The organism is Collinsella aerofaciens, from assembly GCF_028209885.1.
Lineage (GTDB): Bacteria > Actinomycetota > Coriobacteriia > Coriobacteriales > Coriobacteriaceae > Collinsella > Collinsella aerofaciens_BA.
The window spans coordinates 1-21539 of record NZ_JAQLEM010000036.1 but is presented as its reverse complement, the minus strand read 5'-3'; the positions used below and the strand labels follow the sequence as shown (position 1 = coordinate 21539).

Here is a 21539-nt window from a genome sequence, read left to right as displayed (position 1 = left end):
GATGCGACAAAGGATCCAACCCTTTGTCGCATCGGCTTATCAGAAAGAATGATTATTATTTTCAAGCGAGTAACCGCCCGCCCGCCTCTCACACATATCGTTCCACGCGCAGTTTCGCAGCGAGCGAAGCGACGCGAGAATGTTTGAGCATGGGATGATATGTGTGAGAGACGGGCGGGAGGGATACGAGCGCCCCCGCGAGAATGTTTGAGCATGGGATGATATATAGGCGGGTCGGGCCGGTCAGCGGACAGTACGTAAACGACTAAGCGACGCCGCTAGAACCGAAACCGCCGGCTCCTCGGTCGGTTTTATCTAGTTCTTCTACTTCTACGAGGTTGACCGTGGGGACTTCTTGGATGACGAGCTGGGCGATGCGGTCGCCTTTGTTGATTTGGATGTTGTTCGTGGGGTCTAGGTTGATGAGGATGACTTTGAGCTCTCCTCGGTAGTGGGCGTCGATGAGGCCAGGAGTGTTGACTATGGACAGGCCTTGCTTAATGGCCAGGCCGCTGCGGGGCTGGACGAAGCCGGCGTAGCCGTCGGGCAGGGCGACAGCTAGGCCCGTGGAGACCAGGCGACGCTCAAAAGGCTTGAGGGTGCAATCCTCGTTGGCTCGGAGGTCAAGACCGGCATCCGTGGGATGGGCGTATTTGGGAAGCTCGACGGTTGGGTCGAGACGCTTAATGTTAACGGTAATGTTGGACATGAAATCACCTTAGCTTGTCGAGCTCTTGCAGAAACTCATCGACGTCTTTGAAATCGCGATAGACCGAGGCAAAGCGGATGTAGGCCACTTTATCGATCTTGGCCAACCGCTTAAGAACCATATCGCCCAGCTCATGGGACGTAACAGCCGTGAGCGTACGGGAACGAAGCTCAACCTCAATATCGTCAATGATCTCGTTGAGCTTTTTAGTGTCGATATCTCGCTTGATCGTGGCGCGCATCAAACCGACCAGCAGCTTATTGCGATCGAACCGTTGCTTGGATCCGTCTGACTTAATGACCTCGATAGGGTCTTCACAACGCTCAAATGTCGTAAAGCGATAATTGCATGAGCAGCATTCGCGACGGCGCTTGATGGTGTTATTTGATTCCTGCATGCGGGAATCAACGACGCGGGTATGTGCCTTGCCGCATTTGGGACAGCGCATGGTACCTCCTCTAAAACGATTACAAGGGTACCATGCGACGGTACTTAAATCTTATGAACGTGCGGGAACTTTAAGATGCGCACCGGCATCGAGCGAGCCATGCTCCAGGTGATTGACGTTGCGGATCATATCAGAGGTCTCCTGCGTGGAAAGACCCTCAATCGGATGCTCCTGGGCTAGCGACCACAAGGAATCGCCAGACTGAACACGGACGGTCTCGTAGGTAACGTTGGATACCGACTCGGCATATGCGGCGTGACGAGCGCTGAAGATCGAGGTGGCAAGTACAAAGAAGAGCGTGAGCGCAACGGCTAGGGCGACAATCGTCGAAGCCTTTAGGGCAACGGGGGCCGAAGTCGTGGCGACGCACTGGCTGCGGACGGGCTTGCCAGGCAGTGTTTGGAAACCAGATCGGCCGCCTTTAACAACCGTGAAAGCCGGCGCCGCAGGCGTCTCGAGCTTAAGGGCGAGGTTTCCCTGGATCATATTCGTTGCGTTCATCATGTTCTCCTCTCGCGTGTTTTGCTGAGAACAGTTTTATCAAGCCGCGCGGACAAAAATGTCTAGCGCGAGAACGAATGTTCGGTTATTATTATCTTCGAACAGTTGTTCCTGTCAAGCAAAATTCGAACATTTGTTTGACATGGGTAGAGAGGATGCCCTGATGGCTCGCAAAATTACCAAGCGTCAGCAGCAAATTTACGACTTCATCAAGGAATATCAGCAGGAGAAGGGTTATCCGCCCAGCGTGCGCGAGATGGCTTCTGCCGTGGGCCTTTCCTCCCCCAGCACCGTGCACGCCCATCTATCTGCCCTGGAGGCGCGCGGGCTACTCAAGCGCGATGCCACCAAACCGCGCGCCCTGGAACTCTTTAACGAGGACGGTTCCTCTGTCTCAATTTCTAAATCTGACGAGCCCACCGCACCTCGCGGAACGGTCTCGCTACCGCTCGTTGGTCGCGTCGCGGCTGGGATTCCCATTCTGGCCGAGCAGAATATCGAAGACACTTTTACTATCCCGACCGAAATCGCCACCGATCAGGGTTCCTTTATCCTTGAGGTGCATGGGAGCTCAATGATCAATGTCGGCATCTTCAATGGCGATTACATCATCGTCCGTGAACAAAAGAGTGCCATGAACGGCGAAATTGTCGTGGCCATGATTGATGGTTCAGCGACCGTCAAGACGTTCTACAAGGAGCAGGGACGCGTACGCCTGCAGCCCGAGAATGACACCATGGAGCCTATCTATGCAACGAATCCCGCTATCTTGGGCAAAGTCGTCGGCTTGATGCGCCGGTTCTCGTAATGCAAAAACGCATCACCATCTTTGATACCGTCCGCGGGTTTACGATGATTTCAATGGCAGGTTTTCACGCTTGCTACGATCTCGCCTACCTGTACGACTGGGATATGCCCTGGTTTACCCAGACTGTCTTTCAAGACATCTGGCGCGCCAGCATCAGCTGGGTATTTTTATTTATCGCGGGTTGGATGTGCACCCTTTCGCGCAACAATATCAAACGTGCCGCCAAATACGCCTTAGCAGCACTCGTCGTCTGGTTGGCAACAACACTTGTCTCAGTAGACGATTCGGTTAATTTTGGCATCATCTACTGCATGGCCGCATGTACCGGCATCGTGGCGTTGACCGATCCCGTCCTTAAGAAGATATCGGCGAGATGGGGCATATCCCTATGCCTTGTGTTGTTCGCCCTCACCTGGAGTATCCCCAAAACGATCTATCCTGTCCCCTACCTGGCGTGGCTGGGATTTCCGAGCTCTGGGTTTGTTTCAGGCGATTACTACCCCATCATCCCGTTTATCTTTATGTATCTTGCAGGATACTTCGCCGCACATATAGCGCAGGGAATCGATAAGACCGTCCCTAGCTGGGCCTACGCCAATCCCGTCCCGGCGCTTGCAATCCTTGGACGTCACGCACTCCCCTTTTATCTGCTGCATCAGCCCATCATTCTGGGCATTTTGGAGCTCGTCTACTCGGTGCGATAACGCTCGAGCCGCGGTGCAATACGAGCCGGCAGCTTCGCCACAATACGAACGCCATCCTCGAGATATTCCTCGTGCAAAAGGTTTCCCTGCTCATGAACCAGCGTGATGAGGGCGCCCTCACGATACGGGATATCAGCAGAGAGCAACACATCGGTGGCAGCCGCCTCACGAGCAATGCGGTCGACGAGATCGTCGAGTCCCTCGCCCGTCTGGGCCGAGAACAGCACGGCCTCGGGATAGCGACGACGGAAGCTCAATCGATCAACGCTATCGAGAAGATCGATTTTATTGAATACGGTCAGCGTTAGGCGCTCTCCGGCGCCGATCTCATCAAGCACGCGGTCGACAGCCTCCAGCTGCCGTTCATAGTCCTCGTCAGACGCATCTACGACTTTGAGAATTAGATCGGCACCCAAAACCTCGGACAGCGTCGATTTAAAGGCATCGATAAGACCATGCGGCAGCTTTTGAATAAAGCCGACGGTATCGGTAATCGTCATTCCGCGACCGCCGGGCAGGCGATACGAACGCGTCGTCGGGTCGAGCGTAGCAAACAGCTTGTCCTGCGAAAGTACCGTAGAGCCGGTAAGACGATTGAGCAACGTCGATTTACCGGCATTGGTATAACCGGCTAACGCGACGCGAAACGCCGGTGACTCAATGCGGCTCTTGGATTGAACATCGCGACGCTGTTCAACCTGCTTGAGCTCACGACGAAGCGCAGCGATCTTATTACGAATAAGGCGACGGTCGACCTCGAGCTGACTTTCGCCCTGACCAAAGCGCGAGCCGATGCCGCCGCGCGTCTGTTCCTTGGCGAGATGACTCCACATGCCACGCAGACGAGGCAACAAATATTGAAGCTGTGCCAGCTGTACCTGTAGGCGTCCCTCACGCGTCTGAGCATGAAGGCCAAAGATATCCAAGATCAGTGCAGTACGATCGATAATCTTTACCGGCTCGCCCACGGCTTTCTCCAAATAGGATTGCTGCGAGGGCGTCAGGTCGTCGTCAAAAATAACGACATCGGCATCCATGCGATGTACCAGGCCGCACAGCTCTTCAACCTTACCGGAACCGATAAACGATTTAGGATACGGCTTAACCAGACGCTGTGACAAACGCGCCACGCACTGGGCGCCAGCCGTATGGGCCAGGCGCTCAAGCTCGTCAAGCGAACGATCGAGCGGCCAGGCGTTATCGCGCCACTCAACTCCGACAAGAACGGCACGTTCGGGCTCAGGCGCCGTGGGAACGAGGGGAAACCGAGCCATTAGGCCGCCTCGATACGGTGAAGGATATCCTCAACGACCCCATCGATCGTAAACTCGTCCATATCGAACCACACGATGCGGTCATCGCGTTTAAACCACGAAAGCTGACGCTTGGCATAGCGACGCGAACGCATCTTGATGAGTTCGCGAGCCTCATCCATGCTTATCACGCCATTGAAAGCATCGACGATCTCTTTATAGCCAATTGCCTGCATCGACGTTAGGGCATCTCCCAGCCCCTGGTCCATAAGACCGCGGACCTCATCGACAAGACCCTGCTCAAACATCAGATCGACGCGTAGGTTAATGCGTTCATAGAGCACCTCGCGATTTCGCGTCAAGCCAAACCATAGGGCATGATAATGCTCGCGCGGAACACTAAACTGACTTTTTTGCTGTGCATAGGAGATACCATCATCATGCATCTCGAGCGCACGAATCACACGGCGCACATTATGGGGATGAATAACAGCAGCAGATTCTGGATCGCGCTCGGCAAGCAGGGCATGCAGTTCTTCCTCGCCAATACGCTCGGCAAGCTCCTGATAGCCCGCACGGCGATCGTCCTCAAGTTCACCCGAGGGAAAGTCCATCTCATCAAGGGCGGCCTTAAGATACAGCCCCGTACCCCCGCAAAACACCGGTAGGCGGCCCTCGCCAAGCAAGCGCTCAACATGCGCGCGAGCGTCAGCCTGATAAAGCGCAGCAGAATATGCCACACCCGGCTCTACGATGTCGACGAGACGCAGCGGCGCCGTACACTCATCGGGCGCCATCTTTGCGGTACCGATGTCCATGCCGCGATAAATTTGCATCGCATCGCACGACAGCACTTCGGACGAAAGACGAGCTGCCAAACGGTCGGCGACATCACTCTTACCAACCGCCGTCGGACCGACGATCACAACGGCGGAAAGACCTGCCCTGGGAGAAACCATTAGCGCGGCTCGCCCACAACGGAGCCGGACAAATACCAGGTCTTGGCAACGTCAACGTCAACATCAACGATCTTGCCAACAAGCTGATCGATGCTGTAACCCTCGGGGATAGGCGCATGAACGGTCTGATTCTTGGGACTCTTGCCCAGCAGGACCGCATCGTTCTTCTTGCTCGTGCCCTCAATGAGCGCCGGCACCACAGCATGAAGCTCACCCTGGTTATACTCGTGTGCCGTGGTCTCGATAACCTTAACCAGGCGGTTGAAACGCTCGAGAATAACCTCATGCGGCGTAGGATCGTCAATCTCGGCGGCAGGGGTACCGGCGCGCTTGGAATAGATGAAGGTATAGGCCTGAGCATAACGGACCGTCTCGGCAAGTGAGAGCGTCTGCTCAAAGTCTTCTTCAGTCTCGCCCGGGAAGCCAACGATAATGTCGGTCGAGAGCGCGATATCGGGCATGCGGTTGCGAATGCGATCGACCAGGCCCAGATAGTCCTCGCGTGTATAACGGCGATTCATCTCTTTGAGGATCCGTGTCGAACCTGACTGGACGGCCAAGTGCAGCTGCGGCATAACGGCAGGCGTCTCGGCCATGGCGTCGATGGTCTCGGGCAATAGATCCTTGGGATGCGAAGACGTGAAGAAGATGCGCTCCACACCCGTATCGCCCACGGCACGTAGCAGATCGGCAAAACGCGGCTTGCCAAACAGATCGCGACCATATGAGTTAACGTTTTGGCCCAGCAGTGTAATCTCACGCACGCCCTGGCGCACCAAACCGGTCACCTCGTCGACAATCTCCTCGAAGGGGCGGCTCTTTTCGCGACCGCGCACGTACGGCACGATGCAATAGGTGCAGAAATTATTGCAGCCCGTCATGATGGGCACCCAGGCGTGATACTGGGTCTCGCGATGCCACGGCATGCTCATGGCATCCGTATCCTCATGCTCATTGGTGCGGATATGACGCTTGCCGTCAAGGAACGCCTCGGCAATGAGCTCGGCCACATGTGCGATAGAATGCGTGCCAAAGATGACATTGACGTTATCGACGTTGGTGAGAAGGCCCTCGCCATCACGCTGCGCGATGCAGCCGCCCACGGCAACCACACGCTTGCCCGAAGGCGAAGGCGGCAGGCTTTTGCAGGAATTGCACTGACCGTACAGGCGAGTATCGGCGGCCTCACGCACACAGCATGTCATGAAGACAACGATATCGGCATGCTCGGGATCGAGCGCCATGAGGCAACCATACGAATCGAGCAGACCGCTCACACGCTCGGAGTCGTGCTGATTCATCTGGCAGCCAAAGGTGCGGATCAAGTAGGTTTTACCGGCAAGAATATCGCGTACGGAACGCTGGTCCATGTGCATAAGTCCTAACGATGGAAGGGAGGCGAATCGAGGCAAGCAGAAGCTATGCCACAGGCTTAACATCATCCATGACGACGTTATCCATAGCAGCTCGATTGATCTGGTGAACGTAGATAGAAAGGCGGATGGCCGTGCGCGACTCCCCGTTAATGAGGATATCGGAGAACACGGGCGCGCAGGAAATATCAAAACCGGTTGGAATCAAAAAACCGCGCGCGATAGCCACGGCCTTAATGGCCTGGTTGACAGCACCGGCACCGACACACTGGATGTTGACGGGTACACCATCCTTGACCATGCCGGCGATGGCGCCGGCAACGGACGCGGGCGATGATTTGCTTGATACCTTCAGGCAATCCATGAAGAAACTCCTGCGTTTAAAAGTACGTTTTAACTGCAATAACTTTATCGTACCGAGTGGACTCGGTAAAGGCACTATTCCTCTTTGGCAAGATCGAAGGTCACGGTGATTCGATCACGCGAAACGCGAATCTTTGGGTCGCCGCAAAGGTTGAGATAGTACCGGGCGGCAAGGTCATTAAAGTCGCGCTCCACAGCACGCGAAAACTGTGCCATGTCATCCTTGGCAATACGTAGCCCGCGACGATCCTTCGCGAGATCGACAGGAGCCGGCGCATGCGAAGACGAATCACGCTCGCGCAGCAGACGCGCGGTCACACCGCGAACGGGCTTAATCTGCCCTGCCAAAATGCGATGAGCCGTGCGCTCGGACATCTCAAGACCCAAACCCGAACAGATGCGGATAAAGTCCTCGGCATCGGAGGCAAGGCCTAAACGGTCGACAACCGGAAGCTCGCTCTCGTCGTCAATGAACAGGAGACGAGACGTATCGAGCCGACTTGTCGCCTGAGCATAAAGGGTCGCGGCAATCTCAGACGGAGAACCAAGATAGACATCGCAACCACGCAGCTCCTCGAGCGCAAACTCACAGGCAGCGCGAATAATATTATGCGGGCCGCGAGCACAGACATAACGTCCGTCCTCATCCTTGACGGCCTGGGGCCAGCTGGACTGATCGGCACGCTCGCTGAGGCGGTCGGCTGCAACGCTCACCTTAAAGGCTGAACCAAGATCGACGCCGGACGTGACCACACGGGCCTCGTCGGTGTTCTGCTTGATCGAAAACAATGCCATGCCACGACCGTGAACGCCCCAACGGTCCATCTTCATGCTCTCGAGCTTTGAGGTAACGCGAGCATCGAAGATTCGCTCTTGCATATCCTGCGGAACGCCCGAACCGTTATCCAGAAAGACAAGCGTGCGGACGCCATCTTCCTTGGTCGTGGCGAGATAGACCTTGTCGGCGCCGGCATCGCGAGCATTACGGAGCATTTCGATGACGATATCCTCGACATGCTGAATGTCGTGTTTTGCCTGGCGCCGCTCGGCCTCCGAAACGCGGAGGCGGACATACCCCTCGCCAAGGTTCTCCTCGACGCGAAGGTTGCCCTCCCCCGACATCGACGCGATAAATGAGATGAGCTCGTTCGCGTCGCTCATGTTATTTAGCGATATCGACAGCGCGGCTCTCGCGAATCACGACGACGCGCACCTGACCGGGATACTCCATCTCTTCCTCGATCTGATGGGCGATATCGTGAGCCAGGACCGTGGACTGGGCATCGGAGATCTTGTCCGGCTGAACCATGACGTGGACCTCGCGACCAGCCTGCATGGCATAGGTACGCTCGACGCCTTCATGGGAGTTGGCAATCTCCTCGAGCTTCTCAAGACGCTTGATGTAGTTCTCGGCAGACTCGCGACGGGCACCGGGGCGAGAGGCGGAGACGGCATCGGCGGCCTGTACCAGGACATCGAGCACCGTGCTGGGGTCGACATCGGCATGGTGAGCCTCGATAGCGTGAACGATAACGGGCTTCTCGCCATAACGGCGGGCAAGCTCGGCGCCGATGACGGCATGCGGGCCCTCGACGTCATGGTCGATTGCCTTGCCCAGGTCGTGCAGCAGGCCGGCGCGCTTAGCGGTCACAACGTCCAGGCCAAGCTCGGAAGCCATCACGCCGCACAGGTCAGAGACCTCGAGGGAGTGCTGAAGCACGTTCTGACCAAACGAGGTACGGTAGCGCAGGGCACCAAGGGTCTTGACGATCTCGGGGTGCAGGTCGTGGATGCCGGTATCGAAGGCAGCCTGCTCGCCAGCCTCGCGCACGCGCTGCTGAACCAGGTCGGCAGCCTTGTGATACATCTCCTCGATGCGGGCGGGGTGAATGCGGCCGTCGGCGATGAGGTTCTCGAGGGCAACACGGGCGGTCTCACGACGGACCGGGTCGAAGCTCGAAAGAACGACGGTCTCGGGCGTGTCGTCGATCACGAGGTTGACGCCGGAAACCTGCTCGAAGGTCCGGATGTTGCGACCCTCGCGACCGATAATACGGCCCTTGAGGTCATCAGAGGGGATGTGCACGGAGGTAACGGTGACCTCGGCTGTGTGGTCGGCAGCGCAGCGCTGAATCGCCAAGGACAGAATCTCCTGGGCGGTCTTGTGGCACTCGGCGCGAACCTGCTGCTCGGACTCGCGAATGATCGTGGCAGCCTCGTGGGTGACCTCGCCGCGAACCTTATCGAGGAGCTCCTTGTGGGCGTCCTCGCGGGTCAGGTCGGCGATACGCTCGAGCTCGGAGGTCTGCTTGGCGCAGAGCTCCTCGAGCTCGCGGGAGCGCTTCTCGACCTGACCGGCCTGGCTGGACAGCTGATGTTCGCGCTTGTCGAGAGCGTCGTTGCGGCGATCGAGGGACTCCTCGCGCTGCATCACACGGTTCTCGAGCGTACGAATCTCGCTCTTACGCTGCTTGTCCTCGGCCTCGGCGGCCTGCTTGTTCTTGATGATCTCCTCTTTAGCCTCGAGCAGAGCCTCTTTTTTGAGGGTCTCGGCCTGACGCTTAGCATCACCGATCAGGGACTCAGCCTGTGCGTGTGCCGACTGGATCTTTTCGTCGGCCTCGTGAAGACTACCCTGCTTGGCGGTGCGCATGTAGGCAATGGCGGCGATGGCACCCAAAACGATGCCAACGAGCGCTGCGATGATAGGCATGCTCACTCCTTTTTATGGATTCGTTACACAACAAAGCGAACCGTCCTTACGAACGGCTCGCGACATTTGAGTAATATGGGCGCAGCTTATGCGGGTCGGATACAGATAAACATATAAACAAACTCATCACAGATGAGCACATATCACAAAGCAAATGACAGTGTTTATCGTACGTTGAACCACAACAACTGTCAAATAAATGGCCCCGGCACGGCGGCTAAAACGCGGTGAACGGCAGGGCCACAAAACGCATACGCCTAAACCGCACATTCCTCGCGTTCGGCATCGAGACGTGCCTTAACGGCATCGGCGGCGATGTGATACGAGAAGCCCTTGCCCATCAAAAACCGAACCAGTTTTTCGAATCCACGCGTCTCTGGAACACGCCGCTTGGCGAGCAGGGCTGACGCACGCGCCAAATCGTCTTCGACGGCAAAATAATCCTCGGGATAACCGGGAATGTCATCGAGCACGACATGACGGCGCTTGAGCTCGGTCTCGATTTTGCGCTGTCCCCAACCGCGCCGCTTGCGCTCCTCGATAAAGTACGAGCAAAAGCGGTTCTCGTCTAAAAAGTGATACTCGGTGGCGCGCTCGACGGCGAAATCGATCGCGGGCTGGTGAAAGCCGTAGCGAGCCAGCTTGTCACGGACCTCACCCGTCGCATGGTCGCGGCGCGATAGCATCTCGGTCACCATGGTAAGTGCACATTTACGCTCGATGAGCTGCACCGCCTCACGAAAGTTGTCCCAATCACAGGGAAGATCGGGGCGGTTTTTGACATACAGCCGCGCGACCCGTACGGGAATCCAAATGGACCGCTCAAAACCGCCCTCAAGCTCACAATCGATATGTGCGCAAGGCTTTTTGGACGCATACCCGCTCGAGAACGAGGAAGCCGCCTTCTTATCGGGAAAGACGGCCGTGGCCTCGGTCACCGTATACGACATGAGCGTAACCGCTACTCGTCGTCATCATCGAGCATGGCGGAACCATCGATGGCGTAAAGCTCGTCAAACTCCTCAGGCGCAGGCTGATCGGTCAGCTCGACCTCGGACGGAGCATCGTCATCAAACTCAAGTCCGCAGGCAAGGCGGACCTTATGCTCAATCTCGTCGGCGCAATCGGGGTGTTCGCGCAGGAACGCCTTGGCGGCCTCTCGACCGTTGCCAAGCTTGTCCTCGCCATAGGCAAACCAGGAGCCCATCTTCTTGCAGATGCCGCACTCGACAGCCATGTCCAGAATTGAGCCCTCCTTAGAGATGCCCGTACCGTACATGATGTCGAACTCAGCAGAACGGAACGGAGCTGCCACCTTGTTCTTAACGACCTTGGCGCGCACGCGGTTACCGATAACCTCGTCCTTAAGCTTAATGCTGTCGATACGGCGAATGTCGATACGCACCGAAGAGAAGAACTTAAGGGCGCGGCCGCCCGTCGTAGTCTCGGGGTTGCCGAACATGACGCCGATCTTCTCACGCAGCTGGTTAATGAAGATGCACGTCGTGTTGGACTTGGACAGCGAGCCGGCGAGCTTGCGGAGCGCCTGACTCATCAGGCGAGCCTGAAGACCGACCGTAGTATCGCCGATTTCTCCCTCGATCTCGGCACGCGGGGTCAGCGCGGCGACGGAGTCGACGACGATGGCATCGATGGCGCCGGAACGCACGAGCATGTCAACAATCTCGAGCGCCTGCTCGCCCGTATCGGGCTGGGAAATGAGCACCTCGTCGATATCCACGCCGATGCGCGCGGCATACGTGGGATCAAGCGCGTGCTCGGCATCGATAAATGCCACAACGCCACCCATTGCCTGGGCCTCGGCCAGGATCTCGAGCGAAAGCGTCGTCTTACCGGAGGACTCAGGACCGTAAATCTCGACGATACGGCCGCGCGGCACGCCGCCGATACCCAGCGCGGCATCGAGGGCCAGGGCGCCCGTGGGAATGGCCTCGACCTCGAGCTCGGGACCACCGTCGCCGTACCTCATGATGGAACCCTGGCCGAATTTCTTCTCGATGTCGGCCTTGGTGGTGGCGATCATCTCATCGCGCTCTTTACCCGTCGTGCGAGCATGAACGGTACGTACGGGACCTGAATTCTTGGCCATGAATAGCCCTCCTCTTAACAACCTGCATCGATAATAAACGAACGGCTGTTCGTGGTCAACCGTTCAGATAAATCATATGCAGCCGACCTTTCCAAAACCCAACCAAACGCCGACCAAACACTGACCAAAATCTTGACCGCAGGCGAACCAAGAAAATCATGACGAGGAAAAATACGACAACTACCTGCACAAAGATAAAATTCGCCGGAGGTCCCTATCTCCACAATTAAGGGGCCCGGAGGCCCCTTAAAACACGTCTATTCCATAGGGTTGAGCACAAGGGCAATGCGACCCAATGCCTCCGTGACCGTATGGGCACGAACACACGAACGGTCGCCCTCATAGTGGCAGCGCACAGAGTCCACGACCGGCACTCCCCCATCGGCGGAACGATGTGCCCAGCCAATATAGAAAGTGCCAGCAGGATCGTCCTCAGTACCACCGCCGGGGCCGGCATAACCCGTTGCGCTCACTGCAATATCGCTCTGGTACAGCTCCAGCGAACCCGACGCCATCTCGCGCGCAGTTTGATGCGACACCGCGGTGTAGCGGTCGAGCGTCTCCTGCTCAACACCCAGCACGCGATGCTTAATCTCATCGCAGTAGGTCACCGCACCGCCACGCAGCACCGCCGAGGCGCCCGGGATATCCGCAATCGTCGAGGCGATCATACCCGCCGTCAGCGACTCAGCCGTCGAAACCGTCACACCCCGAGCGCTCGCGCGCTCGACGATATCGCGCGCCAGCTCCTCGTTATGTGCGGAAATCTGCTCAAAAGAGTCCGTCATACCCACCAGGACCTAGACCGAAAAGACGATCTTGCGGCAGTTCCAGAAGTACTGGGCGCCCGAGATAACGGTCAAGACAACGGCAACGGCATACAGGAAGCGCGACACCGAGTAGATGCCGAGCGTCAGCGCCACCGGGCCAAGGTGCAAGCCGGCCATAGCAAAAACGCACAGGTAACCGCAGATGGAGACCATCGTGGTCGCCGTCTTGTACTTGCCGAGCTTATCGGCCGCAACGACCACACCGGCCGCACTCGCGACCATGCGAAGGGCGCTCACCAGAAGCTCACGGAACAGGATAATGAACACGGACCACACGGTCACCGCGCCAAAATCCAAGAACAGCAGCAGGGCCGAAAACACGAGCAGCTTATCGGCGATGGGGTCCAAGAATTTACCGAAGTCGGTGATCTCGTTGCGCGAACGCGCCAGATAGCCGTCGACCTTATCGGTGCACGACAGGATCACATACAGAATGAAGGCAGCGGCGGCGAGCGGGCCGTCGAAGGTGCTCCAATCCGTACCGGCAACACTCGTGTGAGAAAGCGCCGACACGATCATGAACACCGGGATAAAGACGATGCGAACGCACGTCACGATGTTGGCGGGCGTCCAAACACTCGTCAGTTCCTTATTGCTCTCGTTTGCCACGATGCTCTCCTACTCCACAACATGGCCGATAAGCTCATAGCAGAAGCTATCGGTAAACTCGACAGTCAGAATATCGCCCACAGATGCCTCGCTGGCATCCAGATGCACCGCGCCATCGGAATCGGGCGCCTGGAACCAGGCATGGCCGATCAGCTCGGCGCCTTCCTCGGTTTCTTCGATACCGTCGACGATCACCTGGGCGCGCTCGCCCACATGTGCGGCGGTGGCGGCAAAACCGAGCGACTCGGCCAGGTCCATGGCCTCCTGGGCGCGCTCGAGCTTGACCTCTTCGTCGACCTGACCCTCCATCTTAGCGGCCAGGCTGCCCTCCTCCTGCGAGTAGGCAAAGACGCTCGTGTAGTCAAAGCCGACGGTGTCCATAAAGTCGATAAGATCACGAAACTCGTCGTCGGTCTCGGTCGGGAAGCCGACCATGGCCGTGGAGCGAATCACGATACCGGGGATGCGCTCGCGAAGGTCGCGGAACAGATCCTCGAGCTCCTGGCGCGAACCGGAGCGACGCATGGCCTTGAGGATGCGCGCGTCGCAGTGCTGCACGGGGATATCGATATAGGGCAGAACCTCGGGCGTATCGCGTATCGTCTCGATGAGTTCGTCAGTCATGCCCTCGGGCTGCAGGTAGAGCACGCGGACCCAGACGTTGTGCGGGCGCACGGCCTCGGCGACGGCACGCAGCAGCTGCGCCAGATTGCGCGGCGAGCCATCGGCGACGTCCTCGTCGGCAAAGTCGGTACCCCAGATGCCCGTGTCCTGGCCGATCAGCACGATCTCGCGCACACCGCCGGCAACCAGGTCGCGCACCTCGGAGATGATGCTCTCGGCATTGCGCGAATGATAGCGGCCGCGGATGTAGGGAATCATGCAGAAGCTGCAGAAGCGGTTGCAGCCATCGGAAATCTTGACGTAGGCGACAGCACCCTCGACGGTACGTTTGACCTGCGGGATATAGGCTGCAATCTCGCGCTCGACACCCAGCACGCCATCGATGACCGCCACGATGCCGTCCTCCTCGTCGGCCTTCACAAAGGCAGCGACCTCGGGCAGCTCGTCAGGTAGGTCATCGCCATAGCGCGACGGCACGCAGCCGCACATGACGATGGGGCAAGAACGAACGCCGTCCTGAACCTCGTTGGCGAGTTCGAGCGTGGTCTCGATGCTCTCGGACGTTGCGGAGGCGAGGAACGAGCAAGTATTGACGATGGCAATATCGGCATCCTGCGGGTCGAATGCCTCCTCGTAGCCCGCGGCGGTCAAAAGAGAACGCATGCGGTCAGTGTCAACCTCGTTCTTAGCGCACCCGAGGGTGATGTAGAGCACGGAGCCCAACGGTGTATCCATGTTGGAGAGCGGTCCTTTCGATTGATATTAGCGGTAGTTGGTGAACTGCAGCGGCTGGCCGTAGTCCTGGTCGCGCAGGAACTGGATCACGGACTGCAACGCATCCTTCGAAGCAGAGGAAACACGCAGTTTGTCGGCCTCGATGGTCACCTTGAACTTGAGCTTTTGGTCCTTGATGTCCTTGTTGATCTTCTTGGCGGTCGCTTGGTCGATACCCTCGACGATATGGCCGAGCACGCGCACGGTGCCGCCCGATGCCGCCTGCGGAGCATCCCACGAGACGGCCTTGAGGTCGATGCCGCGCTTGATGAGCTTGGAGCTCAGCACGTCGACAATCTGCTTGGAGACAAAGTCGGCCGGGGCGTTGATCGTAAAGAGCTTGTCGCCCTTCGAAAGCTCGATCGTGGCGCCGGAATCCTTAAGGTCATAGCGCTGGGAAATCTCGCGCGTGGTCTGCTGAAAGGCGTTATCGACCTCTTGCATGTTGACCTCGGACACGACGTCGAAGCTGGAATCTTTAGCCATGATGTTTCCTTTCGCGTACGAGCGGCCTAGTAGCTATCGTACGAATTGTCGGTAGAATCGGTGGGTGTCTGACCGTCAGTTGCGGTATCGGCGCCATCCGTGGACTGGGCATCGGTACCGTCGGTGGTATCGGTACCATCGGTGGTGTCGGTACCATCAGAACTTTCACCATTCTCGGAATCAAACGTCTCCTTCTTGGGAACGGTGATCGTCACACGCGCCACGCCCGAGGTCTTGGTATCGTAACGAACCTTTTCACCGTTCTTGGTAACGGTGACATCGGAAGGCTTGGACGTGGTGATCTCGATCGAAGACTCGGGCGTGTACTCCTGCTCAAAGGGGCCAGTCGCCTGGGCGCCATAGACCGACTTGCCGTCAACCTTGACCTCAATCCACGCGGTCTTTCCCTTGGCAACGGAGACTTTGACCTTCGTGACCTCGTTCTCTTCCTTCTTGGCCGTCGTCTTGGTAGCGTCCGAATCAGTCGACTCATCCGTCGCCTCATCGGTGTCATCGTCCTCGTCGACCGTTTCGGTCTTCTTAGAAGACTTCTTGGTCGTCATCTTGGTAGCAGTGGGCGTCTCGGGCGTGTTCTCGGGCGCCGAAGATGCGCAGCCACGCAGAAGCACCACGATGAGCACAATCAACAGCAGCACAACGGCACCGATGCCGGCGTAGACGATACGCGGATCGAGCCCGTTGTTTTGAGGAGTACGTGATCCGCCGCGTCCACGACCGGAACTGCTGCGGCCGCCTCCCTGAGGCATACGACCGCGATTGCTATCGGAACGGCCGCGATAGCCGCCCTGGCCCTGAAGGCTGCGCTGACCCGAGCGGGGCGCAAGCTCACCGCGGCCTTGATAGCCACGCTGGCCCGAACGCGAAGCCGAAGAGCGCTGGCCATACGGCTGTGATTGAGAGCGAAGACGCGGCGTCACCTGCGTGGTATCGGCATCCGCATAGCCACCGCGAGAGCGTCCCATAGAGGCACCACGGTAACCGCGATCGGAATAGCCGCCGTCGCCGTAGCCGGCACGAGGGTCACGCGCCACGCCGCGGGCAGCGGGAAGTGCACGGTCCTCGGGCATCGGCGTACTGCGGAACCGGTCACGCTGTGAGCGAATCTCCTCGCCCGAACCCGTCTCGGTAATATAACCGGCCTGCTGAGGACGCTGTCCATAGCGGGTCGAACGACCGCCCTGAACCATCAGAAAGCGTCCGTTATCGACCGACGAACGCGAGTTAACGTAGCCGGCAGCATCCTGAAAACGACCGCCCTGCTGCGAGGTCTCGCGTTCATATGCCATGAGGTCGTCAAAATAAGCGTTGACGACCTCGCGCGGGTTAAGCCCCAAATAGCGAGCGTAGCTCGAAATCATGCCCTGCGCATAGCCACGCGGGGGCATCGATGCAAAGTTACCGGTCTCGAAAAACTCGATGATCTGCGGCCTGATTTTGATGGTGTTGGCGACCTGCTGAATGGATAGGCCCATTCGGCGACGCTGCTCGAGCAGCATGTCACCAAAGCGTGCAGCCATCAGAATCCTCCAAACTCACGATCTTCACGTGCCATCTCGGCGTCGACAGATTCCAGCGCGGCAAGCCCCTCCTCGTCCAACAGGACCTCGCGCGGCTTGGAACCGTCAGGCGGGCCGACGACACCCTTCTCTTCCAGCATGTCCATAATACGCCCGGCACGCGCATAGCCAACCTTTAGGCGGCGTTGCAGGCCAGATGTGGAGCCAAGCTGCGATTCCACCACAATATGGGCGGCTTCCCAAATGAGCGGATCATCGTCTTGCGGCTCGGCGACTCCGGTGCGGACAATGCCGCCGCCACCCGCCATGGACATGGAAGCGGGCGCCACGGCAGACAGGATCTCCTCGTGGTAGTCTGGCTCGCTCTGCGACTTGACGAACTCGACAATCTCGTTGATTTCGTCGTCCGAGACAAAGCAGCCCTGAATACGGCGAGGCTTACCCCAGTCGACCTTGGAGAACAGCATGTCGCCCAAACCGGTGAGCTTTTCGGCACCCATCTGATCGATGATGACGCGCGAGTCGATGCCCGTAGCAACGTTAAAGGCGATGCGGTTGGTGATGTTGGCCTTGATGAGGCCCGTCACCACGTTGGAGCTGGGGCGCTGCGTGGCCACGATAAGGTGGATACCGGCGGCACGGCCCAGCTGGGCGATACGCACGATCGAGGCCTCGACATCCTTACCGGCGACCATCATCAGGTCCGAGAGCTCGTCAATGATGATGACCAGGTAGGGCATCTTTTGCGGCGGGTTGTCGTAATGCTCAAACTCGCCGGCGGCCTGCTTTTCGTTGTAGGTCGAAATCTTACGCACGTTAAGGCGCTCGAAGACCTTCAGGCGGCGCTCCATCTCGGACACCGCCCACTGCAAGGCACTCGCGGCCTGCTTGGGCTCGGTCACTACGGGCACGTAGAGATGCGGCAGGCCGTTATAGCCCGCAAGCTCGACGCGCTTGGGGTCGACCATGATCAGGCGAACGTCCTCGGGAAGGGCGCGCATGAGCAAGGTCGTGATGATGGAGTTGATCATGACCGACTTACCGGAACCCGTGGTACCGGCGATCAGCAGGTGGGGCATCTTGGCAAGGTCGGCGACGACCGGCGTGCCCTCGGCATCGCGGCCGATGGCGAGCTCGAGCGGACCGCCCTTCACATAGGGAAGCACGTCGCCCAGGTTGACGTTCTGGCGCTTGCGATTGGGGATCTCGATACCCACAAGCGAGGTGCCGGGGATCGGGGCAAAGATACGCACCGACTGGGCAGCAAGCGATAGCGCGATATCGTCCTCGAGGCTCGAAATCTTGCTCACGCGCTCGCCCTCGCCAGGTTGCAGCTTAAAGGTCGTCACCGTGGGGCCGGCGATCCAGCCGACCACGCGGGCACTGCGGCCAAACTCAAGCAGCGTGGACTGCAGTGACTCGGCAGTCTGCTCAAGCTCTTTGTCCGAGGACGCGGCGGAAGCCGACTGCGGGTTGGCGCGCAGGATCTCGAGCGGCGGAAGCTTAAGGCCATCCTCTTCTTCGCCCTCGTTATCCGCGGGGGCATTGACCGCTCCCCCATCGCTAGAAGTAGGCGCCTCGGCAGCGCCCGCGACAGCCGTATCGGCAACCTTGGGATGCTTCAAGAAGTCGGGAATCTGAGGTGCTGCCGAGACAGGATTCACGGCAAACGGCGGCTCGGACTCGTCGATCTTATCGGAGTCGTCTTCCATCGAAAGCTGACCGGTTACCTGGTCGCGCTTTGCATGGCAACGCGGCAGCAAAGTTGTCTTTGCGGTCTCAATCGGAGCCTCGTCGTCCTCGTCATCGCCCTCGGTGAGCTCAATCTCGCTCTCGGACCAAGACGGGTCGGGCTCGCTCGTGTTGAGTTTGGGCGCAGCCTTGCCCTTCTTGGCATGGCGGCGCGGCAACAGTGTGGTCTTGGCCCGCTCAGCTTCCACGGCCTCGGACACGTCGACAAACGGGTCATCGTCCTCATCGTCATCGTCCAAAACCGGGTCCACATCGTTGCCCATAACCGTGGTCACGGCAGCATCGGAGCCCTTTTGACGAAGAATGCTCAAGTGCGGACGGGCAACGCCGGGCACCGACAGGGCTTCGTCGTCACCCCACGGGCTCGCGTTGACGTCGGAACGACGGCGCTCGGCAAAATCGGCCGCACGGTCGCGAGCAGAGCGCAGCACGCCACCCACCGAAAAGCCGATGATGACAAAACCAACGACGGCCAGACCCAACAGGACCACCATCGCGATAGGCTTACCCAGTGCATTCTGCAGCGCACTCGCAATAAACGCACCGATGTAGCCACCCGAGGCGGACAGATTTTGCGGCGTAAACATAAGGTCACACGAGTCGCTCGTACCCGGCACCATCAGCGAAAGAATGGAGACGACGGCGATAAAGACCACGGCTCCGCCCGCGACCGAGCGAATGTTGAGCGGCGAGTCCTCACCTAAAAAGAGCGTGGCGGCAAACAGCAAAATGACGATCGGCAGCACGTAGGCGCCCAGACCAAAGCCTAGGTGGTAGAAACCGGCAACCGCAGCCGTCACGGGTGCGGTCGCCGGCGAAATCACGGCAATGAAGGACGCAATCGCCAAAACGGCGATAACCACGCCGGCGATATCGCGGTTGGCCGACGGCTCCACCAAGGGTTCAAAATCGTCGAAGTCCGCCTCGTGGCCCTTATTGGCACGCAGATGGGAACCGGCACCCTTAGCAGATGCCGGTTGGTTGTTGGCTTTATTGCCTTTGGCGTTTTGTGCAGATCCGCGCGCCAAACTAAACCTCCATGACGACCGGGATAATCATCGGACGGGTGCGCGTACGGCTCCAAATGAAGTTGGAGAGCGAATCGCGCACGGCCTTGCGAATGGCATCGGAACCGCTGCTCGTAAAGCTGAACTTACCCTTCTCGATCGTCTTCATAATGGACGCGGAGGCATCCTCGGAGAACTGGTCGTCGATGGCAAACGAGACGCCGCGGCCCGAGAACTCGATGGCCTCGATCTTCTTGTGCTTGAGCGAGACAATGGCAACAGCGGTAACCATACCGTCGTTGGCGAGCTTCTGACGATCGCGCAGGACGATGGGGTCGGTATCGCCGATACGCAGGCCGTCGACGTAGACGACGCCGGACTCGACGGGCGTACCACGCTTGACGATACCGCCGCGCATCTCGAGCGTGTCGCCGTTATCGAGGATAAAGATATGATCGTCCTTGATGCCCATCTTGCGGGCCAGCTGGGCATGGGCGCGCAGATGCACGGCCTCACCGTGAACCGGCATAAAGTACGTGGGCTTGGCCATGGCCATCAGGAGCTTGAGCTCCTCCTGGCTACCGTGACCGGAAACGTGAACGAGGGCGCGGTTCTTATCCCACACGTCGCAGCCGAGCTTGGCCAGGCTGTTGACGACCTGCTGGACGGCTTTCTCATTGCCGGGAACAGGAGTTGCCGAGAGGATAACGGTATCGCCCTCGTGGATGGAGAGCGTCTTGTGCTCGCCATTGGCCATGCGGGACAGGGCCGACAGCGGCTCGCCCTGCGAACCGGTGCACATGACAACAATCTTGTCGTCAGGCAGGTTATCAATGTCAAAGGCATCGATGATATCGGCGTCGTCGATGTTGAGGTAGCCCAGTTCGCGCGCCACGCGGGTGTTAGTGAGCATGGAGCGACCGGTCACAACGACCTTACGGCCGCACTTGCGGGCGGCATCGCAGATCTGCTGCAGGCGATGGATGTGGCTCGAGAACGACGCGACGAACACACGGCCCGGGGCGTTCTTGATGGCGTGCAGCAGGTTGGGTCCAACCTCGGCCTCGGACTTGGTAAAGCCCGGAACCGTGGCGTTAGTGGAGTCGGAAAGCAGCAGGTCGATACCCTGCTTGGCAAAGCGGCTGATGGCGGCATAATCGGGCGTGACGCCATCGATGGGCGTCTGGTCGAGCTTAAAGTCACCGGTGTGCATAACGGTGCCCTGGTTGGTGCGAATGAACACGCCCAGAGCACCCGGAATGGAGTGCGTCATCGAGAAGAAGTCGAGCGAGATGCCACCGAGATTGACGTGGCTTCCGCCCTTGACCTCGCGGAACTTGGGCGCGCGGATGCGGAACTCGGAGAGCTTGCCCTCAATAAAGCCGAGCGTCAGCTTGCTCGAGAAGATGGGCACCTTATTGTTGAGGTCCTGCAGCAGGTACGGAAGCGAACCGGTGTGGTCCTCGTGGCCGTGGGTGACGATGATGCCGCGGAGCTTCTCCTCGTTCTCCAGGACATAAGTGTAGTCGGGAAGCACCAGGTCGATACCGGGTTGGGAATCGTCGGGGAACATGAGACCGGCGTCGACGAGCACCATGTCGTCGCCGCACTCGAAGACCGTCATGTTCTTGCCGATGCCGTCAAGGCCGCCGAGCGGAATGATCTTCAAGGGAGATGATTTTTTAGCTGCCATAGGTTCGTGTGGTTTCCTTTCTTCGAAACGGGTCTGGAACAACCGACGGGGCGCTTCTGGCAAACCGACCGCCGGGAACGTACAACAATGCATCGCAGAGTCGATGCAATAACCACAGTATGATACCCATTTGCACAACAACAGACCACCCATGCATCAAAGCCCCATCTGAACCTGTGTATCCCGCCGGTCTGGTCTCAGCGGGCCCGGCACGGGCTAAGTTTCCTGCTCTACAGTCCTGCTCACGACGGAGGCCACATTAAGTGGCCTCCTGTTCGTGCGGAA

General features: G+C 58.4%; 20 protein-coding genes. 2 read left to right on the top strand and 18 right to left on the bottom strand.

Features of this window, described 5'->3' with window-relative positions; translation table 11 throughout:
- Positions 1–265: 265 nt before the first annotated feature.
- From dut to PMX21_RS08655, 3 genes are read right to left on the bottom strand one after another with little or no spacing between them, the layout of a single operon-like run.
- Positions 266–709: a dUTP diphosphatase gene (dut, locus tag PMX21_RS08665; protein ID WP_055285169.1), complete on the bottom strand. Its 444-nt coding sequence runs from the start codon at positions 707–709 to the stop codon at positions 266–268.
- 4 nt (positions 710–713) lie between these two features.
- Positions 714–1157 (bottom strand): transcriptional regulator NrdR, encoded by a 444-nt coding sequence (gene nrdR / locus PMX21_RS08660; protein WP_055285168.1) that lies wholly within the window; start codon positions 1155–1157, stop codon positions 714–716.
- A 51-nt stretch (positions 1158–1208) separates the two neighbouring features.
- The gene (locus tag PMX21_RS08655; RefSeq protein WP_271759158.1) at positions 1209–1658 is read right to left on the bottom strand and encodes a LysM peptidoglycan-binding domain-containing protein; all 450 of its coding nucleotides are present in this window, start codon (positions 1656–1658) and stop codon (positions 1209–1211) included.
- 163 nt (positions 1659–1821) lie between these two features.
- On the opposite strand from PMX21_RS08655, the gene lexA reads away from it, so the two are divergent.
- Together lexA and PMX21_RS08645 are read left to right on the top strand one after the other, a co-directional pair.
- Positions 1822–2466: a transcriptional repressor LexA gene (lexA, locus tag PMX21_RS08650; RefSeq protein WP_271759157.1), complete on the top strand. Its 645-nt coding sequence runs from the start codon at positions 1822–1824 to the stop codon at positions 2464–2466.
- Positions 2466–3170: a heparan-alpha-glucosaminide N-acetyltransferase gene (locus PMX21_RS08645; protein ID WP_271759156.1), complete on the top strand. Its 705-nt coding sequence runs from the start codon at positions 2466–2468 to the stop codon at positions 3168–3170. The genes lexA and PMX21_RS08645 overlap by 1 nt, the downstream gene beginning before the upstream one ends.
- Here the strand turns inward: PMX21_RS08645 and hflX are convergent.
- The 15 genes from hflX to PMX21_RS08570 all read right to left on the bottom strand — a co-directional run bounded on the left by hflX (position 3155) and on the right by PMX21_RS08570 (position 21254).
- Positions 3155–4444, bottom strand: a complete 1290-nt coding sequence (hflX, locus tag PMX21_RS08640) for a GTPase HflX (protein ID WP_271759155.1) — start codon at positions 4442–4444, stop codon at positions 3155–3157. The two genes, PMX21_RS08645 and hflX, sit on opposite strands and share 16 nt — an antisense overlap.
- The gene (gene miaA / locus PMX21_RS08635) at positions 4444–5382 is read right to left on the bottom strand and encodes a tRNA (adenosine(37)-N6)-dimethylallyltransferase MiaA (RefSeq protein ID WP_271759154.1); all 939 of its coding nucleotides are present in this window, start codon (positions 5380–5382) and stop codon (positions 4444–4446) included. Before miaA ends, hflX begins: the two co-directional genes overlap by 1 nt.
- Positions 5382–6752, bottom strand: a complete 1371-nt coding sequence (gene miaB / locus PMX21_RS08630; protein ID WP_271759153.1) for a tRNA (N6-isopentenyl adenosine(37)-C2)-methylthiotransferase MiaB — start codon at positions 6750–6752, stop codon at positions 5382–5384. Before miaB ends, miaA begins: the two co-directional genes overlap by 1 nt.
- Before the next feature lie 49 nt (positions 6753–6801).
- The gene (locus PMX21_RS08625; protein ID WP_006235982.1) at positions 6802–7119 is read right to left on the bottom strand and encodes a stage V sporulation protein S; all 318 of its coding nucleotides are present in this window, start codon (positions 7117–7119) and stop codon (positions 6802–6804) included.
- Positions 7120–7193: 74 nt separating this feature from the next.
- A complete protein-coding gene (locus tag PMX21_RS08620) occupies positions 7194–8279 on the bottom strand; it encodes an ATP-binding protein (protein ID WP_271759152.1) in 1086 nt (361 codons plus the stop codon).
- A 1-nt stretch (position 8280) separates the two neighbouring features.
- Positions 8281–9831 carry a ribonuclease Y gene (rny, locus tag PMX21_RS08615; RefSeq protein ID WP_271759151.1) on the bottom strand — a complete coding sequence of 517 codons (1551 nt, stop codon included), beginning with the start codon at positions 9829–9831 and terminating at the stop codon, positions 8281–8283.
- Between the two features lie 257 nt (positions 9832–10088).
- Positions 10089–10781, bottom strand: coding sequence for a regulatory protein RecX (locus PMX21_RS08610; RefSeq protein WP_271759150.1), 693 nt, complete (start codon positions 10779–10781; stop codon positions 10089–10091).
- A gap of 11 nt (positions 10782–10792) precedes the next feature.
- On the bottom strand, positions 10793–11941 hold the full coding sequence (gene recA / locus PMX21_RS08605) for a recombinase RecA (RefSeq protein ID WP_271759149.1): 1149 nt from the start codon (positions 11939–11941) through the stop codon (positions 10793–10795).
- Between the two features lie 257 nt (positions 11942–12198).
- Entirely contained in the window at positions 12199–12729 is a 531-nt protein-coding gene (locus PMX21_RS08600) for a CinA family protein (protein WP_271759148.1), read from the bottom strand.
- 12 nt (positions 12730–12741) lie between these two features.
- On the bottom strand, positions 12742–13290 hold the full coding sequence (pgsA, locus tag PMX21_RS08595; protein ID WP_006235973.1) for a CDP-diacylglycerol--glycerol-3-phosphate 3-phosphatidyltransferase: 549 nt from the start codon (positions 13288–13290) through the stop codon (positions 12742–12744).
- Positions 13291–13389: 99 nt separating this feature from the next.
- Complete coding sequence (gene rimO / locus PMX21_RS08590; RefSeq protein ID WP_271759147.1) at positions 13390–14739, bottom strand: 30S ribosomal protein S12 methylthiotransferase RimO; 1350 nt, start codon at positions 14737–14739, stop codon at positions 13390–13392.
- Between the two features lie 27 nt (positions 14740–14766).
- Positions 14767–15264 (bottom strand): YajQ family cyclic di-GMP-binding protein, encoded by a 498-nt coding sequence (locus PMX21_RS08585; protein ID WP_271759146.1) that lies wholly within the window; start codon positions 15262–15264, stop codon positions 14767–14769.
- A gap of 26 nt (positions 15265–15290) precedes the next feature.
- Positions 15291–16802: a helix-turn-helix domain-containing protein gene (locus tag PMX21_RS08580; RefSeq protein ID WP_271759145.1), complete on the bottom strand. Its 1512-nt coding sequence runs from the start codon at positions 16800–16802 to the stop codon at positions 15291–15293.
- Positions 16802–19582 (bottom strand): FtsK/SpoIIIE family DNA translocase, encoded by a 2781-nt coding sequence (locus PMX21_RS08575; RefSeq protein WP_271759144.1) that lies wholly within the window; start codon positions 19580–19582, stop codon positions 16802–16804. The genes PMX21_RS08580 and PMX21_RS08575 overlap by 1 nt, the downstream gene beginning before the upstream one ends.
- A 1-nt stretch (position 19583) precedes the next feature.
- Complete coding sequence (locus tag PMX21_RS08570; protein ID WP_117654800.1) at positions 19584–21254, bottom strand: ribonuclease J; 1671 nt, start codon at positions 21252–21254, stop codon at positions 19584–19586.
- Positions 21255–21539 lie beyond the last annotated feature (285 nt).

What these genes read in the sequence shown, in the direction of transcription:
- nrdR (WP_055285168.1), bottom strand. Translation starts at nt 1,157, where the DNA reads ATGCGCTGTCCCAAATGCGGCAAGGCACATACCCGCGTCGTTGATTCC.
- dut (WP_055285169.1), bottom strand. Translation starts at nt 709, where the DNA reads ATGTCCAACATTACCGTTAACATTAAGCGTCTCGACCCAACCGTCGAG.
- recA (WP_271759149.1), bottom strand. Translation starts at nt 11,941, where the DNA reads ATGGCCAAGAATTCAGGTCCCGTACGTACCGTTCATGCTCGCACGACG.
- hflX (WP_271759155.1), bottom strand. Translation starts at nt 4,444, where the DNA reads ATGGCTCGGTTTCCCCTCGTTCCCACGGCGCCTGAGCCCGAACGTGCC.
- miaA (WP_271759154.1), bottom strand. Translation starts at nt 5,382, where the DNA reads ATGGTTTCTCCCAGGGCAGGTCTTTCCGCCGTTGTGATCGTCGGTCCG.
- rimO (WP_271759147.1), bottom strand. Translation starts at nt 14,739, where the DNA reads ATGGATACACCGTTGGGCTCCGTGCTCTACATCACCCTCGGGTGCGCT.
- miaB (WP_271759153.1), bottom strand. Translation starts at nt 6,752, where the DNA reads ATGGACCAGCGTTCCGTACGCGATATTCTTGCCGGTAAAACCTACTTG.
- PMX21_RS08600 (WP_271759148.1), bottom strand. Translation starts at nt 12,729, where the DNA reads ATGACGGACTCTTTTGAGCAGATTTCCGCACATAACGAGGAGCTGGCG.
- PMX21_RS08625 (WP_006235982.1), bottom strand. Translation starts at nt 7,119, where the DNA reads ATGGATTGCCTGAAGGTATCAAGCAAATCATCGCCCGCGTCCGTTGCC.
- PMX21_RS08585 (WP_271759146.1), bottom strand. Translation starts at nt 15,264, where the DNA reads ATGGCTAAAGATTCCAGCTTCGACGTCGTGTCCGAGGTCAACATGCAA.
- PMX21_RS08645 (WP_271759156.1), top strand. Translation starts at nt 2,466, where the DNA reads ATGCAAAAACGCATCACCATCTTTGATACCGTCCGCGGGTTTACGATG.
- PMX21_RS08570 (WP_117654800.1), bottom strand. Translation starts at nt 21,254, where the DNA reads ATGGCAGCTAAAAAATCATCTCCCTTGAAGATCATTCCGCTCGGCGGC.
- PMX21_RS08655 (WP_271759158.1), bottom strand. Translation starts at nt 1,658, where the DNA reads ATGAACGCAACGAATATGATCCAGGGAAACCTCGCCCTTAAGCTCGAG.
- pgsA (WP_006235973.1), bottom strand. Translation starts at nt 13,290, where the DNA reads ATGATCGTGTCGGCGCTTTCTCACACGAGTGTTGCCGGTACGGATTGG.
- PMX21_RS08610 (WP_271759150.1), bottom strand. Translation starts at nt 10,781, where the DNA reads ATGTCGTATACGGTGACCGAGGCCACGGCCGTCTTTCCCGATAAGAAG.
- lexA (WP_271759157.1), top strand. Translation starts at nt 1,822, where the DNA reads ATGGCTCGCAAAATTACCAAGCGTCAGCAGCAAATTTACGACTTCATC.
- PMX21_RS08580 (WP_271759145.1), bottom strand. Translation starts at nt 16,802, where the DNA reads ATGGCTGCACGCTTTGGTGACATGCTGCTCGAGCAGCGTCGCCGAATG.
- PMX21_RS08620 (WP_271759152.1), bottom strand. Translation starts at nt 8,279, where the DNA reads ATGAGCGACGCGAACGAGCTCATCTCATTTATCGCGTCGATGTCGGGG.
- rny (WP_271759151.1), bottom strand. Translation starts at nt 9,831, where the DNA reads ATGCCTATCATCGCAGCGCTCGTTGGCATCGTTTTGGGTGCCATCGCC.